We start from the raw sequence: 16,216 nt of genomic DNA on the forward strand, positions 1-16,216 counted from the left end.
CATTCCCACCGCCGCAATCGACCCCACCCACGACGAGTCCTCATGAAGATCAATCTCCCGCACTGGCGAGCCATGCTCAAGGCCATCCTGATCCGCCTGCTCAAAGGGCTGCTGATCTGCCAGCTGGCGGCCATCATCATCACTGCTCTTCTCTGCTATTGGCGGCATTACACCAATCTGACCGATATCAGAGATGCCGCCCGGCTCGCAGGTTTGATTATCATTGGAATAGGTGGTCTGACCGTAAAAGGGAGCCGCAAACAAACCGGTGGCGAAGAATGGATGGGCGTGACCGCATTAAGTAAATCCGCGCGCGAGTCCTACATGCATCAGCAGTATTTCTCTGCCTTGAACTTCTCGGTACTCCTCATTTTGGGAGGGATACTATGGCTTGCTGTGGTTGCCCTGCTCAACCTCCTTCTGAACTAAAGCGAGGTCGATGAAGGTTTCACCGCAAGACGTCTTAACGTCAGCCAGCCCTTGTGATACCCTCAATTCATGAAAGACTACGTGCGCAACCGCGCCAAGGCAGTGCAGGCTCCCATGCAAACCGGCAATATCTTTATCGTGGCCGCCCCTTCCGGTGCTGGCAAAACCACCCTGGTATCAGCCTTGCTGGCCGCAGACAGCAATGTGCGCCTGTCGGTGTCATACACCACGCGCGCACCGCGTGAAGGCGAGCGGCATGGTACCGACTATCATTTTGTTCCGCGCGACGAATTCGTCGCCATGATTGGTCGTGGCGAATTCCTGGAGCACGCTGAGGTGTACGGTAATTTTTACGGTACCTCAGAGCGCTGGATACGCGAGCAACTGGCCAAGGGGCAGGACATCCTGCTGGAAATCGACTGGCAAGGCGCGCAGCAAGTCCGCAAGCTGTTCCCGCAGGCGATCTCGGTGTTTGTGCTGCCGCCGTCACTGGAAACGCTGGAGCGTCGCCTGCGTGGCCGCGCCAAGGATAGCGAAGACGCCATCCAGCGTCGCATGCAGTCGGCACAGGAAGAAATCCGCCACGTAGACGAATACGATTACGTGATCGTGAATGAGTATATTGATGAAGCCGTGCGCGACATCATCAGCCTGGTGCGTGCCGCACGTCTACGCATTGCCAGCCAGATGGAACGTCACACCACGCTGATTGCTGAACTCAAAGGCTAAGGCTGAAGGCTGGCCGTTTGGCCAGCAAGCCGGTAAAATAGCCGCCCTTTGCGGTACGCCGCTGTTTTTTAATGTATTTTGAAGAGTGAACCATGGCCCGCATTACCATTGATGATTGCCTGAAGCGCATGTCCAACCGTTACAACCTGACCCTGGCCGCCACCACGCGCGCACGTCAGATTGCCAACGGCTCCACCCCGCTGGTGGAACAGGGCCGCGACAAGCCCACTGTGGTGGCCTTGAAGGAGCTGGCGCAGGGCAAGCTGGCCGATGACATTGTGAACCGTTATCGCGACTGATCGTCTCACCGCATGAATCCTCCTCCGGCCCCCCTCACTGCCGGTCAAGGCGTGCGCGTGGCAGTTGCCGTGCCCATGCAGGGTGGCCCGATGGACAAGGACGTCTCCGACTTTTTTGACAAGCTGGCGGCCTACCTCGATAGTGAAGAGGTCGCCCAGCTGGATGCTGCCTATCGTTTTGGCGAAGTGGCCCATGAGGGCCAGTTTCGCAAGAGCGGCGAGCCTTACATCTCCCACCCTTTGGCCGTCGCCAGCATTCTGGCCGACTGGCGGATGGACCCTCAGGCGCTGACCGCCGCCCTGCTGCACGATGTGGTGGAAGACACCCCCGTCACCAAGCAGGAATTGCAGGAGCTGTTTGGCAAGGCGGTGGCCGACCTGGTCGATGGCCTCTCCAAGCTGGAGCGCATCGAGCTGCAAAGCCAGGAAGAAGCGCAGGCGGAGAATTTCCGCAAAATGTTGCTGGCGATGGCCCGCGACATCCGCATCATCCTGATCAAGATTGCCGACCGGCTGCACAATATGCGCACGCTGGGTGCCATGCACCCGGACAAGCAGAAGCGCATCGCCCGCGAGACGATGGACATTTACGCCCCGATTGCCAACCGCATCGGGCTGAATGCCGTCTATCAGGAACTGGAGGACCTCAGCTTCCGCTATCTGCACCCCAATCGCTATCAGGTGCTGGCCAAGGCGGTGAAGGCCGCCCGAGGCAACCGGCGGCAGCTGGTGGACAAGATTCTGGGGGCGATCCAGCAACGCCTGCAGGATGCCCGCCTGCAGGCGCAGGTGAGTGGCCGCGAAAAGCATCTGTACAGCATCTACAAGAAGATGCAGGAGAAACACCTCTCCTTCTCCGAGGTGCTGGATATCTATGGCTTTCGGGTGATCGTGAACGACATCCCGTCATGCTATCTGGCGCTCGGTGCCCTGCATGCGCTGTACAAGCCCATCCCCGGCAAGTTCAAGGACTACATCGCCATTGCCAAAGCCAATGGCTATCAGTCGCTGCACACCACGCTGTTTGGCCCATACGGCACGCCGATTGAAGTGCAGATCCGCTCCAGCGAAATGCACCAGACGGCGGAAGATGGTCTGGCTTCGCACTGGATGTACAAGAGCGCGGAGGGCAACCTCAACGACGTGCAGCAACGCACCCACAAATGGTTGCAGCGCCTGCTGGATATTCAGTCGGAGAGCGGCGACGCTGCCGAATTCCTCGAGCACATCAAGGTCGATCTGTTCCCTGACGAAGTGTACGTGTTCACCCCCAAGGGGCGCATTCTGGCGCTGCCACAAGGGGCCACCGCCATCGACTTCGCCTACGCCGTGCATACCGACATTGGCACCCACTGCGTAGCCGCCCGGGTCAATTTCGAGCTGGCCCCGCTGCGCACCCGCCTGCGCAGTGGCGACCGCGTCGAGATCGTGACCGACCCCAACGCTTACCCCAATCCGTCGTGGCTGTCTTTTGTCGCCACCGGCAAGGCACGCTCGCACATCCGGCACTATCTGAAAACCATGCAGTTTGGTGAATCGGTACGCCTGGGTGAGCGCCTGCTGCAGCAAGCGCTGCAGGTGTTCTCGCCCCGTCATGGCGCGGTGTCGGACCATGTGTGGGAGCACTATCTGCGTGAGAACGGGCTGCCGGACAAAGCCGATCTGCTGGCCGACATTGGCCTCGGCAAGCGCCTCTCCATGGTGGTGGCGCGCGGTTTGCTGATGGCCGAAGGCATCGAGCCCAACGAAGCCAGCAACCTCTCTGCCATCCCGATCCGCGGCTGGGAAAACATGGCCTTGCAGTTCGCCAAGTGCTGCTACCCGATCCCGGGCGACAACATCGTCGGCTTCATCAACAAAGGCCAAGGCCTGGTGATTCATACCGCCGATTGCCCGGTGATCCACCGCAGCGATGTCGATCAGGACAAGCTGGTAGACGTGGAATGGGATCCGGTGGCGGGCCGCCTGTTCGAAGTGGGTGTGGACATCATCGCCAGCAATGACCGTGGCGTCCTGGCGCAGATCGCCGCCGTGATCTCGGAGCAGAACTCCAATATCGTCAATGTGCATCTGGAAGAGTTTGAAGAGCGGCCCAACTTCACCTCCATCCGCTTCCTGATCCAGGTGGAGCACCGCCAGCACCTCGCCACCGTGCTGCGCCACCTGCGCGCCCTGCCGGTAGTAGAGCGCCTTCAGCGCCGTCGCAATCACCACTGAGCCCGCTGTGTGGATCGACACCCATTGCCATCTCGATGCGCCGGAGTTCGAGTCCGACCGTGAGCAGGTGGTGCACGCCGCCTTGCAGGCTGAGGTCAGCGCCATGGTGCTGCCTGCGGTCTTCATCGACAATTGCCGCAGCCTACCCTCCACCCCATGGTCCTGCTGTCGGGTCGCGCTCGGCCTGCACCCGATCTATATCGACAGCCACCATCAACCGGAACACCTCGACGAACTGGCGCAGCTGGTGCAGCAACACCGCCCCATTGCCATCGGTGAGATCGGGCTGGACTTCTTTGTTGACGGTCTTTCCCAGCAAAAGCAGATTGATTTCTTTGTAGCCCAGCTCAAGCTGGCTCAGCGCTTTGATCTGCCCGTGATCCTGCATGTGCGCCGTGCGCAGGATCAGGTACTGAAATACCTGCGCCGCCATCCGGTGCGCGGGGGTATCGCGCATGCCTTCAATGGCAGCCCGCAGCAGGCCGCCGCCTTTATTGAGCTGGGCTTCAAGCTGGGCTTTGGCGGGGTGATGACCTTCCCGCGCGCGCGCCGGGTACGCGAACTGGCAGGCAGCCTGCCCCTCTCGGCCTTGGTGCTGGAAACCGACGCACCGGACATCCCGCCGGAGTGGGACCACCATGGCCGTAATCAGCCCGCCTGGCTGCCGCGTATCGCCCAGGTACTGGCCGAGCTGCGTGGCGGCATGCCGCTGGCCGAACTGGCGCAGGCACTGCGCCACAACAGTGAAGCGGTATTCGGCCCCCTGCCCTGATCGACCATTGCCGCCAGCCGGACAAACCCGGACAATGCAATGTTTTCCGCACCAGATCTTTGGACCCGTATGGACCTGCCCGCCGTCAAACACTACCTGCAGGACTTGCAGCAGCGCATCGTCACCGCGCTGGAGCAAGTCGATGGTCATTCTTTCCAGCGCGATAGCTGGGTGCGTCCACAAGGCGGCGGCGGCCTCTCCTGCCTGACGGAAGACAGCACGGTACTGGAGCGCGGCGGCGTCTTGTTCTCGCATGTGCTGGGTGACCAGTTACCGCCCTCGGCCTCGGCGCATCGTCCCGAGCTGGCTGGTCGCCACTGGGAGGCGATGGGCGTGTCGCTGGTGCTGCACCCGCGTAACCCTTATGCGCCCACCGTACACCTCAATGTACGCTGCTTCTGCGCGCTGGCCGAAGGCCAAGAGCCCGTGTGGTGGTTTGGTGGCGGCATGGACCTGACGCCCTACTATGGCTTTGAAGCCGATGCCATCCACTTTCACCAAACCTGCCATGACGCGCTGGCCCCGTTTGGCGAGCAGTACTACCCGCAGATGAAAGCCGCCTGCGACCGCTACTTCCACCTCAAGCACCGGCAGGAACCGCGCGGCATTGGCGGCATTTTCTTTGATGACTTCAACCAGCCCGGCTTTGAGCAAAGCTTTGCACTGACCCGTGCCGTCGGCGATGCCTTCCTCACCGCCTACCTGCCCATCCTGCAGCAACGACGGGATACGCCCTATGGCGAGCGCGAGCGAGATTTCCAGCTCTACCGCCGTGGCCGCTACGTGGAATTCAACCTGGTATGGGATCGAGGCACCCTGTTTGGCCTGCAATCCGGTGGCCGCACTGAATCCATCCTGCTCTCCATGCCACCACACGCCAGCTGGCGCTACGACTGGCAGCCCGAACCAGGCAGCCCGGAAGCCCGCCTGTATAGCGACTTCCTGACCGAGCGGGACTGGCTGAAGCAACAGTAATCGCAAAGCCGCAGCACATTGCGCATGATAGAATGCCTCAAAATCCATTCATCATATAACCAGAACATCACAGGGAGCCTGCCCATGCTGTCCAGCCTGCGAAAACTCAGCCTGCTCTTGCCCGTCCTCTTGCTTCAACCCAGCTGGGCGGAAGAGGCGGCATCCGGGACCGTCAGTACCGCGAATGCCGAAGCAGATGCCGAGGCCGCGTTCTTCAAATCGCTCAATTTCGTCAACGGCCCCAGCCAGGTGCAGGTGGGCAGTTACGGCACCTTCAAGCTGCCCAAGGACTATGAGTACCTGCAGGATGCCGACACCCGCCGCCTGATGGCACACTGGGAAAACCTGGATACCGGCAAGCCTGAATACTACTTTGCCCCCAAGGGCGGCAAGTGGTTCGCTGTGTTCAGCTACGAAGATACCGGGCATGTGAAGGATGACGAGAAGATTGACGCCGCCGAGCTGCTGCAAAGCATGAAGGACGGTGCCATTGCTGGCAATGCCGAGCGTGCCAAATTGGGCTGGGCCCCCATGACGGTACAAGGCTGGCATCAGGAACCCTTCTACGATCCGGACTCAAAACGCCTGACCTGGTCGATCAACTACCTGAGCGGCGGCCAGGCGGTGGTGAACTACAACACCCGCGTGCTGGGCCGTACTGGCGTGACCGAAGTGACGCTGGTAGCCGAACCGCAAGACCTTGAAGCGGCCATCAAGGAATTCAAGGAGGCCATCAAGGGCTACGACTACGTGGCCGGTCAGCGCTACGCGGAATATCAGGATGGTGACAAGACCGCCGAGTACGGCCTCGCCGCGCTGATTGCCGGTGGTGCCGCTGCTGTGGCTACCAAAAAGGGCTTCTGGGCCGCCATTGTGTCCTTCTTTGCCGCAGGTTGGAAAATCATTGCCGGGGTGTTTGTCGCACTGGGTGGCTGGGTGGCCTCCCTCTTCCGCAAGAAGGAATGATGCTGCACCTGCCTCCGTTTGAGGTGCTGCTGGTGCTGGGGGTGGTCGGCTTTTATCTGGTCGACTCCGCCCAGCTGCTGTATCGCAATGAACTGCTGCTACACAGCACCGGCTCCACTTGGCACGCCAGCGCGCCAAGTGGACTGCCCCTGCGCGGGCGCTACTTGCATGTCCCCAACCCCTTTGCGCCCGGCCAGCTGCTGCTCAGGCTGAACTGGTATACCAGCGCACCCGCACTGGATCGCCAGGCCCTGCTTGAGCTGCAGCGCACGCTACAACCCTTGCGCTACCTGTGTGGCCTGCTGGCCATTCAGCTGCTGCTGGGCTTGCCGCTGGTGCTGCTGCTGTTCCGTCCGGGTGCGGTTTGGCTCACGCAGATGGCCGCCATCTACCTGATCCTGCTGACTCAGGCGGTCTACCTGTGGCAGCAGCGCGCCGCACTGGGGCTCAGTCGCAAGGCCGCGCTGATGCTGGCGTTTGAAGTCATCACCTGCCCGCCCTTCGGGCTCAACCTGCTGCGCCGCCTCAGCCTGATGCACCCCCTGCATGGTGACAGCCTGCCGCTGTTGCAACAGCTGCTGCCTGCCACGGCGCAAACCGCCCTGTTCACCACCCTGCAGCAGCAGCTGGAGGAAGACCTGCTGCTGGAAGCCGACGACAGCCCGGAGCGCACCACCTTGCTGGCGTTACAGGCGCGGCTGGCTCAGCTCAACCCTGCGCCCGCAGCGACAGCCGACACCCCGGACTGAGTATCCCCCTCAGGCGGGGCATGCTGCTGCAGGCCGCTGGGGCGGGCGCACACCCACACGCCAGACTCCCACGGCAGCGGCCAGCAATGTCAGCAGCACATTCACGGCACCACAGATGGATTCCCGCAGATACGCCGCCTGATAGTCCGCGCTCAAGTGCCCTGCCGCCAGCGATTGTATCGCCAGCGCCGTCGCCCGCCCGACAGCCGGCATCACCAGCAGGTGCGCATTGAGCACAATCAGCAGCATGATCAGCGCCTTGACCTGCACAAACCGCACACGCACGCCATAGCGCTTGAACGCCATCAGCAGCCCGCTAATGGCCATCAGCCACATCCCCGGCAGGGTCAACGCCTGCGTACCGGCACTGATGATGCGGCGACCAAACACCACCCACTCCAGCGCCGCCCCCTCCATCAGCGTGGACACCAGAATGAACGACAGGATACTGCCCAGAAACAGTATCAGCCCAATAAAGTGCAGCAGCTTCATGATGCGAAACATAGGATGCTCCTGTGATGAATGAGGGTTAAACAGCATCTAGTCCTGACGGCAGGTCAGGCGGGTGTGCCGAGGCTTAACTGCTGCAATAGCTTGTGCAGGGTCGCCGTCGCCTGGTCTGCCTCAACCGCCGGCACGGCACGGGCCAGCTTGCTCACCTCGGCCTCCCACAAAGCCTTGGCCCCCAGATAGCGCTCGGTGCCCTGCGGGGTCAACCCATACTGGGGTGAGCGTTTGTGGGCAGGGTTGGCCTGCGCCGCCACCCACCCCAGCTCCAGCAGCACATTGAGCTGCTTCTGCGCCCCTTGTCGCGTCATCCCCATCACCTCGGCAATCTGAGGCGCGGTCAGCGGCTGATCGGCCATGGCCATCGCACCCAGAGTCTGCCAGCGCGCACTGGTCAGCCCCAATGGCGCCACCAGCTCATCCCCCCAAGCCAGCAGCTGCCCGTTCAAGCGAAACACCATCAAGGTCAGCTGACTGATGGCGTCCATATCCTGCGCAGTCTTCATGCAGTCCCCCCTTTATATTGACAACCAGTTTCCATTATTGGTAACCAGTTGTCAATATAAAGGCTATAAAAAAGCCCGCATTAGCGGGCCTTTTTTGGCGTACTTCACAGGCCCTTGGCCTGTGTCGGTTAGACGTTGAACAGGAAGTTCATCACATCCCCATCCTTCACCACGTACTCCTTGCCTTCGGCGCGCATCTTGCCCGCTTCCTTGGCGCCTTGCTCGCCTTTGCAGGCGACGAAGTCTTCGAAGCCGATGGTCTGGGCGCGGATGAAGCCGCGCTCGAAGTCGGTGTGGATCACACCGGCGGCTTGCGGGGCGGTGTCGCCTTTGTGGATGGTCCAGGCGCGTACTTCCTTGACCCCGGCGGTGAAGTAGGTTTGCAGGCCTAGCAGGTCGTAACCGGCGCGGATCAGGCGGTTGAGGCCCGGCTCTTCCAGGCCCAGCTCGGCGAGGAAATCGGCCTTGTCGGCGTCGTCCAGCTCGGCAATGTCGGATTCGATGGCGGCACAGACAGCGACCACCGGTGCGCCTTCGGCGGCGGCGTAGGCCTGCACGCGCTCCAGCAGCGGGTTGTTCTGGAAGCCGTCTTCCGCCACGTTGGCGACGTACATGGCGGGTTTGATGGTAAGCAAGCAGAAGGGCTTGATCAGCAGTTTTTCGTCATCCGACAGGCCGAGCGAGCGGGCGGGCTTGCCTTCGTTCAGGTGCGGTACCAGCTTTTCCAGCACGGCCACCAGCTTTTGCGCTTCCTTGTCGCCCGATTTGGCTTTCTTGCCATCGCGGATGATGGCTTTTTCCACCGTGGTCAGGTCGGCCAGCGCCAGCTCAGTGAGGATCACTTCGATGTCGGACAGCGGGTCAACCTTGCCGGCGACGTGGACGATGTTTTCATCTTCAAAACAGCGCACCACATTGACGATGGCGTCGGTCTCGCGGATGTTGGCGAGGAACTGGTTGCCCAGGCCTTCGCCCTTGCTGGCCCCGGCGACCAGACCGGCAATGTCGACAAACTCGACAATAGCGGGCAGCACGCGCTGTGGCTTAACGATGTCGGACAGCGCCTGCAGGCGGGCATCCGGCACCTCGACCACCCCGACGTTCGGCTCGATGGTGCAGAACGGGTAGTTGGCGGCTTCAATGCCCGCCTTGGTCAGCGCGTTGAACAGGGTGGACTTGCCGACGTTGGGCAGGCCAACGATGCCGCATTTCAGACTCATGCCTTCAAACCTTTGCGATAATGGCCCAGGGCCGTAAGCTATTTAATCCGCTATTGTACACCGTCAGCCCCGGCTGCCGGAATGCCCGTTGATGCAAGCACTTGTTTGTGCGTCATAATTCTGCCTCATCGGCATGACCTGGAGACTCCGTATGACTGCCCCCCTGCGCGTTGGACTGATCGGCTATGGCTATGCTGGCCAAACGTTTCATGCGCCGCTGCTGGGCAGCACGGACGGTATGGTGCTCAACCGCATCTGCTCCAGCAAACCGGAGCTCGTGCAGCGAGACTGGCCGGGCTGCATGGTGGATGCCTACCCGATGCAGACCCTGCAGCATCCGGAAGTGGATCTGGTGGTGATTGCCACGCCGAACGATAGCCACGCGCCACTGGCAGCTGCGGCTTTGCGGGCTGGCAAGCATGTGGTGGTCGACAAGCCGTTTACGCTGACGGTCACAGAAGCCGAAGCACTGCTGGCGCTGGCGGAGCAGCAGCAGCGCGTCCTGTCGGTGTTCCACAATCGGCGCTGGGATGCGGATTTCCTCACCCTGCAGCAATTGCTGGCGGACGGGGTGCTGGGGCAGGTCTGCCATGTGGAATCCCGCTTTGATCGCTTCCGCCCGCAGGTACGGGAGCGCTGGCGCGAGCGTGCCGAGCTGGGCGGGGGCTTGTGGTATGACCTCGGCCCGCATTTACTGGACCAGGCGGTGTGCCTGTTCGGCCTGCCGCAACGCCTGCAGGCGCAGCTGCATACAGTGCGGCCCGGTGGTAGCCGTGATGACTGGGCGCATGTGCTGCTGGACTACGGCAGCTTGCAGGTAGAGCTGCGAGCTTCCATGCTGGTGGGCGGCGGCTTGCCCCGCTTCGCAGTGCATGGCACCCAGGGCAGCTGGATCAAGCACGGGCTGGATGTACAGGAACAGCAGTTACAGCAAGGCATCCGCCCCGGCCATGCGGACTGGGGGCTGGACCCGGTGCCCGGCCTGCTGCTGCCAGAAAGGGATCATGCACAGCCCGCGTCACCGCGAGGCAACTACCCGGCCTACTATGCAGGCATCCGCGACTGTATTACACAGGGGCAACCCAATCCGGTGAGCGCCACGTCGGCACTGCACGTGATGCGCCTGCTGGAACGGGCGCAACAGTCGGCAGCGGAGGGGCGCAGCCTGCCAGTCAGCGCCTAGCTGTGTCCCGCCGGCTCGGTCAGGTCGGGCATGTGGTCGTCTTCACCCCAGACGTAGAGGCAGTTCCGGCCGTTTCGCTTGGCATGATAGAGGCTGATATCGGCCCGGTGCATGAATTCGCTGGCCGTCTCGCCATACCGCCATTCGGCCAGACCAAAGCTGGCCGTCACCCGGGGCACAGGGTCAAAACTGCCCAGCATCACGGCCACCCGCAGCTGCTCTGCCAGCACTCGTGCGCCGCTTTCTGCGGTTTCCGGTAGCAGCAGGCCAAACTCTTCGCCTCCCAAGCGCCCCAGGCAATCCCGCTGCTTGATCATCTGCTGCAGGGTATACACCAGCTGGTGCAACACATGATCGCCCACATTATGACCAAACTGGTCGTTGATGGCCTTGAAATGATCCAGGTCGATCATCACCAGACAAAGGGGACGCTCATCAAAGGTGGCTTGTGCGATCGCGTCATCCAGCGCCCGCAGGAAGGCGCGACGGCTGATGGCACCGGTCAGGGCATCCTGTCCCGCTTCCTGCGTCAGCAGTGCATTGGCCCGGTTCAAGGGCTTCAAGACCAGCACGCTCAGCAGCAGGTTCAGCACCACAAACAGCAAGCTGTAGATACCGGCCAGCAGCCACAGATAGCGGGTAAACGTATCTTCCATTCGCTGCATGGGCACTTGTGCCGGTACGGACACTATCTGCGCTCCGACAATGTCACCCATACGCCAGCCGAAGCCGTTTTTGCGCCCGTACAGGCTCACCAGTGCTTCAGGGGCCCGGTCCGGGCTGGAGTGGCAGTACAAACACGCTTTGTCCGAGATGCGAATGGGGCGGGCCAGATTGAAACGGCTACTGTCAGGCGTCTGCACCAGCTCCGTGACCGCCCCCTTCAGATGCTCGCTCTGGTAGCGCTGGATCAAGGCCACTTCCCAGCCTTGGGCCACATTCTTGGGGTTCATCGGGTTCAGTGCAGCTTCGCGGTAGGACTGCCCCGGATAATGCTCATGAAACAAGGCCATGACTTCGCGTGCCGCAAACGCAGGCACCGCTTGCTTGCGAAATGCAAACGCCGGGTCTGCGTCCAGAATCGGCTTGATCTGCAGGGAGGTGTAGCGCCGTACCGCGATGGCCGCTTCCATGGTGGCTTCTGCGTTACGATGCAGTTCCTGCATCATTTCCTGCTTCAGGTTGTCATGCAAATACCACGCACTGACTGCCATGCCAAGCATGCAGGTCAACAACAACACCAGATTGAACTTCGCGCGCATCAGCACGGCGCACTCCAGCGGGATTGGTCCCGTCCTAGCCCCATACCATCACTATATGTGATGCGCAGCAGATTTGCTGACTGAAGCGAATCGTTGCTTCATCCCGCCTCATCATGGACACCCATGGCGGGCCCATAAAGAAAAACAGCCCGGCAAGCCGGGCTGTTCTATCGTAAGCGGAAGCTTACAGCGGCTTGATGTTGGCCGCTTGCTTGCCCTTCGGGCCAGTGGTCACGTCGAAGCTGACCTTCTGGTTTTCCTGCAGGGACTTGAAACCATTCGATTGAATGGCGGAGAAGTGCGCGAACAGATCTTCGCCACCATCATCCGGAGTAATGAAACCAAAGCCTTTAGCGTCGTTGAACCACTTGACGGTACCGGTTGCCATGAATCTATTTCCTTGAAAAAAATTGGATGTATCGGGCGGATGCCCATTTTTTGCAAGCAGGGTCGACACCGGGAATGACAAACTGATACGCCGTGAAGCATTAACGACAGCTGACGAAAACCGTACTACCTTGAAACCTGCATGCGCAGTGTGCACTTGCCCGCTGGTGCCGTCAAGCATGCGGGCACATTTATTTCCACTCTGCCCAGCCGTACCGTGGTTGTCCTGCCACAGCGTCAGCTGATTTCGTCAATCCAGCATTGCTGGATGGCTTCCAGAATGCGCTCACCACAGTGCGCCGGATCGTCGTCAAAATCCGGCAGCGCCAGCACCCATTGCATCAGGTCGGTAAAGCGCAGCTGACGCGGGTCAATGTCGGGGTGCGCCTCGGAGAGCTCGATGGCAATCTCCAGTGAATCGGTCCATTTCATGGCATTGCCCTCAGTGGTTTTCCTTGGCGTGGTTGATGCTGTATTTGGGGATTTCCACCACCAAAGGCACCGAGCCCACCTTGGCCTGACAAGACAGCCGGGATTGCGCGGTCAGCCCCCAGGCGCGGTCCAGCATGTCGTCTTCGTCTTCATCGGATGCAGACAGGCTGTCAAAGCCCTCGCGCACCACCACATGGCAGGTGGTACAGGCACAGACCTGGCCACAGGCGTGGTCAATCTCAATGTCGTGCTCCAGCAAGGCGTCGCAAATGCTTTGCCCTGGCGTGGCCTCGATCTCTGCGCCACTCGGGCAAATTTCATCATGCGGCAGCAAGGTGATGCGGGTCATGTCAACTCCACGATTAGTCCAGACTGGTCAATCGCTGACCAGCCAATGCCCGCTTGATGCTGGCGTCCATGCGGCGTGCGGCAAATTCATCGGTGGCCTGGCTGGTCTCACGTGTAACGTCCCGCAGCTTCGTCACATCATCACCGGCCAGTACCTGTTCGAGTCGGTGCAGAGCTTGCCCCAACTGTTGCTGTTCCTGCTCACTCAGCAAGTGGGCATCCTCTGTCAGCGCAGCGCGGGTAGCATCCAGCAAGCGCTGCGCGTCCACCTGCGCCTCGGCCCACTGGCGAGCAGCCATGTCTTCTTGCGCATGGGTAATGCTGGCTTGCAGCATGCGGCTGATCTCGTCATCGCTCAGGCCATAGGAGGGCTTGACGGTGACGCTGGCGCGAACACCTGTGGTTTTCTCGCTGGCTGAGACCGATAACAAGCCATCTGCGTCTACCTGAAAGGTCACCTGAATCCGGGCCGCACCCGCCGCCATCGGCGGGATGCCGCGCAGTTCAAAACGGGCCAGCGAGCGGCAATCCACCACGCGCTCACGCTCGCCTTGCAGCACGTGGATCAGCATCGCCGTCTGGCCATCCTTGAAGGTGGTGAATTCCTGAGCGCGTGCGGTGGGGATGGTCGAATTACGCGGGATGACCTTTTCCACCAGCCCCCCCATGGTTTCCAGCCCCAGCGACAACGGCGTCACGTCCAGCAACAGCCAGTCCTCCCCGGCTTTGTTACCCGCCAACACATTCGCCTGAATGGCAGCCCCCAGCGCGACCACCTTGTCCGGGTCCAGATTGTTCAGCGGCGCACGACCAAAGTAGTCGGCCACCGCCTGCTGCACATGCGGCATGCGCGTGGCGCCCCCGACCATCACGACACCATCCACGTCATCCACTTGCAGACCGGCATCACGCATGGCTTTGCGCAGCGGCAGCAAGGTTTTGTCGACCAGGTGGCGGGTCAGCTGGTGAAAAGTGGCCTGATCCAATGTCAGGTCAACGGTATCGCCCTGCTCCAGAATGGCGGCGATGTTGGCGCTCAGGTTATCGGTGAGCGCTTCTTTGGCCAGGCGGGCCTTCTGCTGCAGCAGCTGGGTATCACGCGGACCCAGCAGGGAGAGGCCGGCCTGCTCCAGCATCCAGCAGTACACCCGGTGATCAAAGTCATCGCCTCCCAGTGCGGAATCACCACTGGTGGCCACCACTTCGAACACGCCACGGCTCAATCGCAGGATGGAGACATCAAAGGTGCCGCCACCGAGGTCATACACCACGTAGGTGCCTTCGGCGTGGTTATCCAGCCCATAGGCGATGGCGGCAGCGGTCGGCTCATTGAGCAGACGCAAAACATTCAGCCCGGCCAGTTGCGCAGCATCCTTGGTGGCTTGTCGTTGCGCATCGTCAAAATAGGCGGGTACCGTAATCACCGCACCGACCAGATCGCCACTGCCGGCGGTCACCAGCGAGGCTTCGGCGCGTGCTTTCAGGCTGCGCAGGATGTCGGCGGAGACTTCCACCGGGCTTTTCTGGCCGCAACGCAACTTAAGCTGCACCATGCCGGGCGCGTCGATAAAGCGGTAAGGCAGGTGCTCACTGGCGATGTCTTTCAGACCACGGCCCATGAAGCGCTTGACCGATACGATGGTATCTTGTGGCTCGCGCATCAGCCACGGCAAGGCGTCGTAGCCTACTTGCGGCTCGCCGTCTGCCGGATAGTGTACGACGGAGGGCAGCAAGCCCCGCCCTTGGGTATCCGGCAGCACGGTGGGCAAGCTGCTGCGCACAGTTGCCACCAGCGAATGGGTGGTCCCCAGGTCAATGCCGATAGCCAGACGGTGCTGGTGGGGAGCGGCGCTCATGCCGGGTTCGGAAATTTGCAGCAGCATCAGTGTGTTCTTATCGGTTTGATGATACCGGGTGCTTGCTGACAAGCTAGCCCAGCAGCCGCTCCAGCGCGGATTCCACTTCTTCGTCCAGCTTTTCCACAAAGCGCAGCTTGCGTACGGTACCGGCCGCGGCAACATCGTCTCGCTGCACATCCAGCCAGTTCACCAGCGCAGCCTGCAAGGTACGCTGCTCTTGTCGCAGCGCCTGGGACAAGCCTTCCAGCGCGGCAGCATCACGTTGTCGGGCTGCATCCTCCAGCTGCTCACGCCATTCCATCTGCTGCATCAGGAAATCACGCGGCATCGCGGTGTTAGACTCCAGCTCCGGGTCCACCCCGCGCAAGGACAGCAGGTAAATGGCCCGGCTCAGCGGATGCTTGAGGATGTGATAGCCCTGGTTCGCCAGCGTGGCCCACTCCAGCGCACGACGCTTCTCGGCGTCGGTTGCCAGTGCATGCCGGTCCGGGTGCACCTGCGCCTGCACCGCACGATAGGCCTGCTCCAGCGGCGCCAGGTTCAGCTGCTGCTGTTCGGGCAAGCCGAACAGGGCAAAATGGGTTTGCTGCACGCTCAGGCCATCCTGCGGTCAAACATTGAAGCTCTCGCCACAGCCACAGGCATCCTTGACGTTTGGATTGTTGAACTTGAAGCCTTCGTTCAACCCTTCCTTGACGAAGTCGAGCTCGGTACCGTCGAGGTAGACCAGACTTTTCGGGTCAACCAGCACGGTGACACCGTGTGACTCAAAAGTCAGGTCTTCATCCTGTACCGCGTCAGCAAATTCCAGCTTGTAGGCCATGCCAGAACAGCCCGAGGTTTTCACCCCCAGCCGCAGGCCCACGCCCTTGCCGCGCTTTTGCAGGAAATTGGCCACATGGGTGGCGGCTGCTTCAGACAGTGTCACTGCCATGATCGACTCCTGCTCAAGCGTCGTGCTTGGCTTTGTAATCGGCCACCGCGGCCTTGATGGCATCTTCGGCCAGGATGGAGCAATGCACCTTGACGGGCGGCAAGGCCAGCTCTTCGGCGATTTGCGTGTTCTTGATGGACAGCGCCTCATCCAGCGTCTTGCCCTTCACCCACTCGGTCACCAGTGAGCTCGACGCAATCGCCGAACCACAGCCGTAGGTCTTGAAGCGGGCATCTTCAATCACCCCTTCTTCATTGACCTTGATCTGCAGCTTCATCACGTCGCCACAGGCCGGTGCCCCCACCATGCCGGTGCCCACACTGTCGTCACCCTTTTCGAAGGCGCCCACATTGCGCGGATTTTCGTAATGATCAATAACCTTGTCTGAGTATGCCATGCTGTTTCCCCTTGGCCGGCCTGCTGCCTGACCTTACAAACTGTA

Annotated in this window: 20 protein-coding genes; 9 read left to right on the plus strand and 11 right to left on the minus strand. The window is 61.0% G+C overall.

Going from position 1 to position 16,216, the window contains the following annotated elements:
* Positions 1-42: 42 nt before the first annotated feature.
* From ACE3O2_RS03550 to ACE3O2_RS03585, 8 genes are all read left to right on the plus strand, one after another.
* Positions 43-429 (plus strand): hypothetical protein, encoded by a 387-nt coding sequence (locus tag ACE3O2_RS03550; RefSeq protein WP_374334824.1) that lies wholly within the window; start codon positions 43-45, stop codon positions 427-429.
* A gap of 114 nt (positions 430-543) precedes the next feature.
* Positions 544-1,158 carry a guanylate kinase gene (gmk, locus tag ACE3O2_RS03555; protein ID WP_374335526.1) on the plus strand — a complete coding sequence of 205 codons (615 nt, stop codon included), beginning with the start codon at positions 544-546 and terminating at the stop codon, positions 1,156-1,158.
* Between the two features lie 92 nt (positions 1,159-1,250).
* Positions 1,251-1,457 carry a DNA-directed RNA polymerase subunit omega gene (gene rpoZ / locus ACE3O2_RS03560; protein WP_168876479.1) on the plus strand — a complete coding sequence of 69 codons (207 nt, stop codon included), beginning with the start codon at positions 1,251-1,253 and terminating at the stop codon, positions 1,455-1,457.
* 75 nt (positions 1,458-1,532) lie between these two features.
* Positions 1,533-3,674 (plus strand): bifunctional (p)ppGpp synthetase/guanosine-3',5'-bis(diphosphate) 3'-pyrophosphohydrolase, encoded by a 2,142-nt coding sequence (locus ACE3O2_RS03565; protein ID WP_168876948.1) that lies wholly within the window; start codon positions 1,533-1,535, stop codon positions 3,672-3,674.
* Positions 3,675-3,681: 7 nt separating this feature from the next.
* Positions 3,682-4,446: a TatD family hydrolase gene (locus ACE3O2_RS03570; protein ID WP_374334825.1), complete on the plus strand. Its 765-nt coding sequence runs from the start codon at positions 3,682-3,684 to the stop codon at positions 4,444-4,446.
* 69 nt (positions 4,447-4,515) lie between these two features.
* A complete protein-coding gene (gene hemF / locus ACE3O2_RS03575; protein ID WP_374335528.1) occupies positions 4,516-5,421 on the plus strand; it encodes an oxygen-dependent coproporphyrinogen oxidase in 906 nt (301 codons plus the stop codon).
* 84 nt (positions 5,422-5,505) lie between these two features.
* A complete protein-coding gene (locus tag ACE3O2_RS03580) occupies positions 5,506-6,387 on the plus strand; it encodes a DUF2167 domain-containing protein (RefSeq protein WP_374334826.1) in 882 nt (293 codons plus the stop codon).
* A complete protein-coding gene (locus ACE3O2_RS03585; RefSeq protein ID WP_374334827.1) occupies positions 6,384-7,136 on the plus strand; it encodes a hypothetical protein in 753 nt (250 codons plus the stop codon). Before ACE3O2_RS03580 ends, ACE3O2_RS03585 begins: the two co-directional genes overlap by 4 nt.
* A 9-nt stretch (positions 7,137-7,145) precedes the next feature.
* Here ACE3O2_RS03585 and ACE3O2_RS03590 read toward each other — a convergent pair whose 3' ends face one another.
* The 3 genes from ACE3O2_RS03590 to ychF form a co-directional block, all read right to left on the minus strand.
* Positions 7,146-7,640, minus strand: coding sequence for a hypothetical protein (locus tag ACE3O2_RS03590; protein WP_374334828.1), 495 nt, complete (start codon positions 7,638-7,640; stop codon positions 7,146-7,148).
* 53 nt (positions 7,641-7,693) lie between these two features.
* Complete coding sequence (locus ACE3O2_RS03595; RefSeq protein ID WP_374334829.1) at positions 7,694-8,149, minus strand: MarR family winged helix-turn-helix transcriptional regulator; 456 nt, start codon at positions 8,147-8,149, stop codon at positions 7,694-7,696.
* Between the two features lie 128 nt (positions 8,150-8,277).
* Positions 8,278-9,369, minus strand: coding sequence for a redox-regulated ATPase YchF (gene ychF / locus ACE3O2_RS03600; RefSeq protein WP_168876485.1), 1,092 nt, complete (start codon positions 9,367-9,369; stop codon positions 8,278-8,280).
* Positions 9,370-9,520: 151 nt separating this feature from the next.
* Between ychF and ACE3O2_RS03605 the strand changes: the two genes are divergently transcribed.
* Entirely contained in the window at positions 9,521-10,552 is a 1,032-nt protein-coding gene (locus tag ACE3O2_RS03605; protein ID WP_374334830.1) for an oxidoreductase, read from the plus strand.
* Here ACE3O2_RS03605 and ACE3O2_RS03610 read toward each other — a convergent pair.
* The 8 genes from ACE3O2_RS03610 to iscU all read right to left on the minus strand — a co-directional run bounded on the left by ACE3O2_RS03610 (position 10,549) and on the right by iscU (position 16,171).
* The gene (locus ACE3O2_RS03610) at positions 10,549-11,814 is read right to left on the minus strand and encodes a DUF3365 domain-containing protein (RefSeq protein ID WP_374335530.1); all 1,266 of its coding nucleotides are present in this window, start codon (positions 11,812-11,814) and stop codon (positions 10,549-10,551) included. The genes ACE3O2_RS03605 and ACE3O2_RS03610 overlap by 4 nt on opposite strands.
* Before the next feature lie 184 nt (positions 11,815-11,998).
* Positions 11,999-12,202 (minus strand): cold-shock protein, encoded by a 204-nt coding sequence (locus ACE3O2_RS03615; RefSeq protein WP_168876488.1) that lies wholly within the window; start codon positions 12,200-12,202, stop codon positions 11,999-12,001.
* Positions 12,203-12,438: 236 nt separating this feature from the next.
* Positions 12,439-12,633 (minus strand): Fe-S cluster assembly protein IscX, encoded by a 195-nt coding sequence (gene iscX / locus ACE3O2_RS03620; protein ID WP_168876489.1) that lies wholly within the window; start codon positions 12,631-12,633, stop codon positions 12,439-12,441.
* Positions 12,634-12,643: 10 nt separating this feature from the next.
* Positions 12,644-12,982 carry an ISC system 2Fe-2S type ferredoxin gene (fdx, locus tag ACE3O2_RS03625; RefSeq protein WP_168876490.1) on the minus strand — a complete coding sequence of 113 codons (339 nt, stop codon included), beginning with the start codon at positions 12,980-12,982 and terminating at the stop codon, positions 12,644-12,646.
* A 13-nt stretch (positions 12,983-12,995) separates the two neighbouring features.
* Positions 12,996-14,867, minus strand: a complete 1,872-nt coding sequence (gene hscA / locus ACE3O2_RS03630; protein WP_374335532.1) for a Fe-S protein assembly chaperone HscA — start codon at positions 14,865-14,867, stop codon at positions 12,996-12,998.
* A gap of 43 nt (positions 14,868-14,910) precedes the next feature.
* The gene (gene hscB, locus ACE3O2_RS03635; RefSeq protein ID WP_374334831.1) at positions 14,911-15,432 is read right to left on the minus strand and encodes a Fe-S protein assembly co-chaperone HscB; all 522 of its coding nucleotides are present in this window, start codon (positions 15,430-15,432) and stop codon (positions 14,911-14,913) included.
* A gap of 18 nt (positions 15,433-15,450) precedes the next feature.
* Positions 15,451-15,774: an iron-sulfur cluster assembly protein IscA gene (gene iscA / locus ACE3O2_RS03640; protein ID WP_168876492.1), complete on the minus strand. Its 324-nt coding sequence runs from the start codon at positions 15,772-15,774 to the stop codon at positions 15,451-15,453.
* A gap of 13 nt (positions 15,775-15,787) precedes the next feature.
* Positions 15,788-16,171: a Fe-S cluster assembly scaffold IscU gene (gene iscU, locus ACE3O2_RS03645; RefSeq protein WP_168876493.1), complete on the minus strand. Its 384-nt coding sequence runs from the start codon at positions 16,169-16,171 to the stop codon at positions 15,788-15,790.
* Positions 16,172-16,216: the final 45 nt, after the last annotated feature.

The sequence above is a fragment of the Leeia sp. genome (assembly GCF_041909055.1).
GTDB classification, from domain to species: domain Bacteria; phylum Pseudomonadota; class Gammaproteobacteria; order Burkholderiales; family Leeiaceae; genus Leeia; species Leeia aquatica.

Coding starts and splice junctions, on each gene's coding strand:
- ACE3O2_RS03550 (WP_374334824.1), top strand. CDS start 43: ATGAAGATCAATCTCCCGCACTGGCGAGCCATGCTCAAGGCCATCCTG.
- gmk (WP_374335526.1), top strand. CDS start 544: ATGCAAACCGGCAATATCTTTATCGTGGCCGCCCCTTCCGGTGCTGGC.
- rpoZ (WP_168876479.1), top strand. CDS start 1,251: ATGGCCCGCATTACCATTGATGATTGCCTGAAGCGCATGTCCAACCGT.
- ACE3O2_RS03565 (WP_168876948.1), top strand. CDS start 1,533: ATGCAGGGTGGCCCGATGGACAAGGACGTCTCCGACTTTTTTGACAAG.
- hemF (WP_374335528.1), top strand. CDS start 4,516: ATGGACCTGCCCGCCGTCAAACACTACCTGCAGGACTTGCAGCAGCGC.
- ACE3O2_RS03580 (WP_374334826.1), top strand. CDS start 5,506: ATGCTGTCCAGCCTGCGAAAACTCAGCCTGCTCTTGCCCGTCCTCTTG.
- ACE3O2_RS03585 (WP_374334827.1), top strand. CDS start 6,384: ATGATGCTGCACCTGCCTCCGTTTGAGGTGCTGCTGGTGCTGGGGGTG.
- ACE3O2_RS03590 (WP_374334828.1), bottom strand. CDS start 7,640: ATGTTTCGCATCATGAAGCTGCTGCACTTTATTGGGCTGATACTGTTT.
- ACE3O2_RS03595 (WP_374334829.1), bottom strand. CDS start 8,149: ATGAAGACTGCGCAGGATATGGACGCCATCAGTCAGCTGACCTTGATG.
- ychF (WP_168876485.1), bottom strand. CDS start 9,369: ATGAGTCTGAAATGCGGCATCGTTGGCCTGCCCAACGTCGGCAAGTCC.
- ACE3O2_RS03605 (WP_374334830.1), top strand. CDS start 9,521: ATGACTGCCCCCCTGCGCGTTGGACTGATCGGCTATGGCTATGCTGGC.
- ACE3O2_RS03610 (WP_374335530.1), bottom strand. CDS start 11,814: ATGCGCGCGAAGTTCAATCTGGTGTTGTTGTTGACCTGCATGCTTGGC.
- ACE3O2_RS03615 (WP_168876488.1), bottom strand. CDS start 12,202: ATGGCAACCGGTACCGTCAAGTGGTTCAACGACGCTAAAGGCTTTGGT.
- iscX (WP_168876489.1), bottom strand. CDS start 12,633: ATGAAATGGACCGATTCACTGGAGATTGCCATCGAGCTCTCCGAGGCG.
- fdx (WP_168876490.1), bottom strand. CDS start 12,982: ATGACCCGCATCACCTTGCTGCCGCATGATGAAATTTGCCCGAGTGGC.
- iscA (WP_168876492.1), bottom strand. CDS start 15,774: ATGGCAGTGACACTGTCTGAAGCAGCCGCCACCCATGTGGCCAATTTC.
- iscU (WP_168876493.1), bottom strand. CDS start 16,171: ATGGCATACTCAGACAAGGTTATTGATCATTACGAAAATCCGCGCAAT.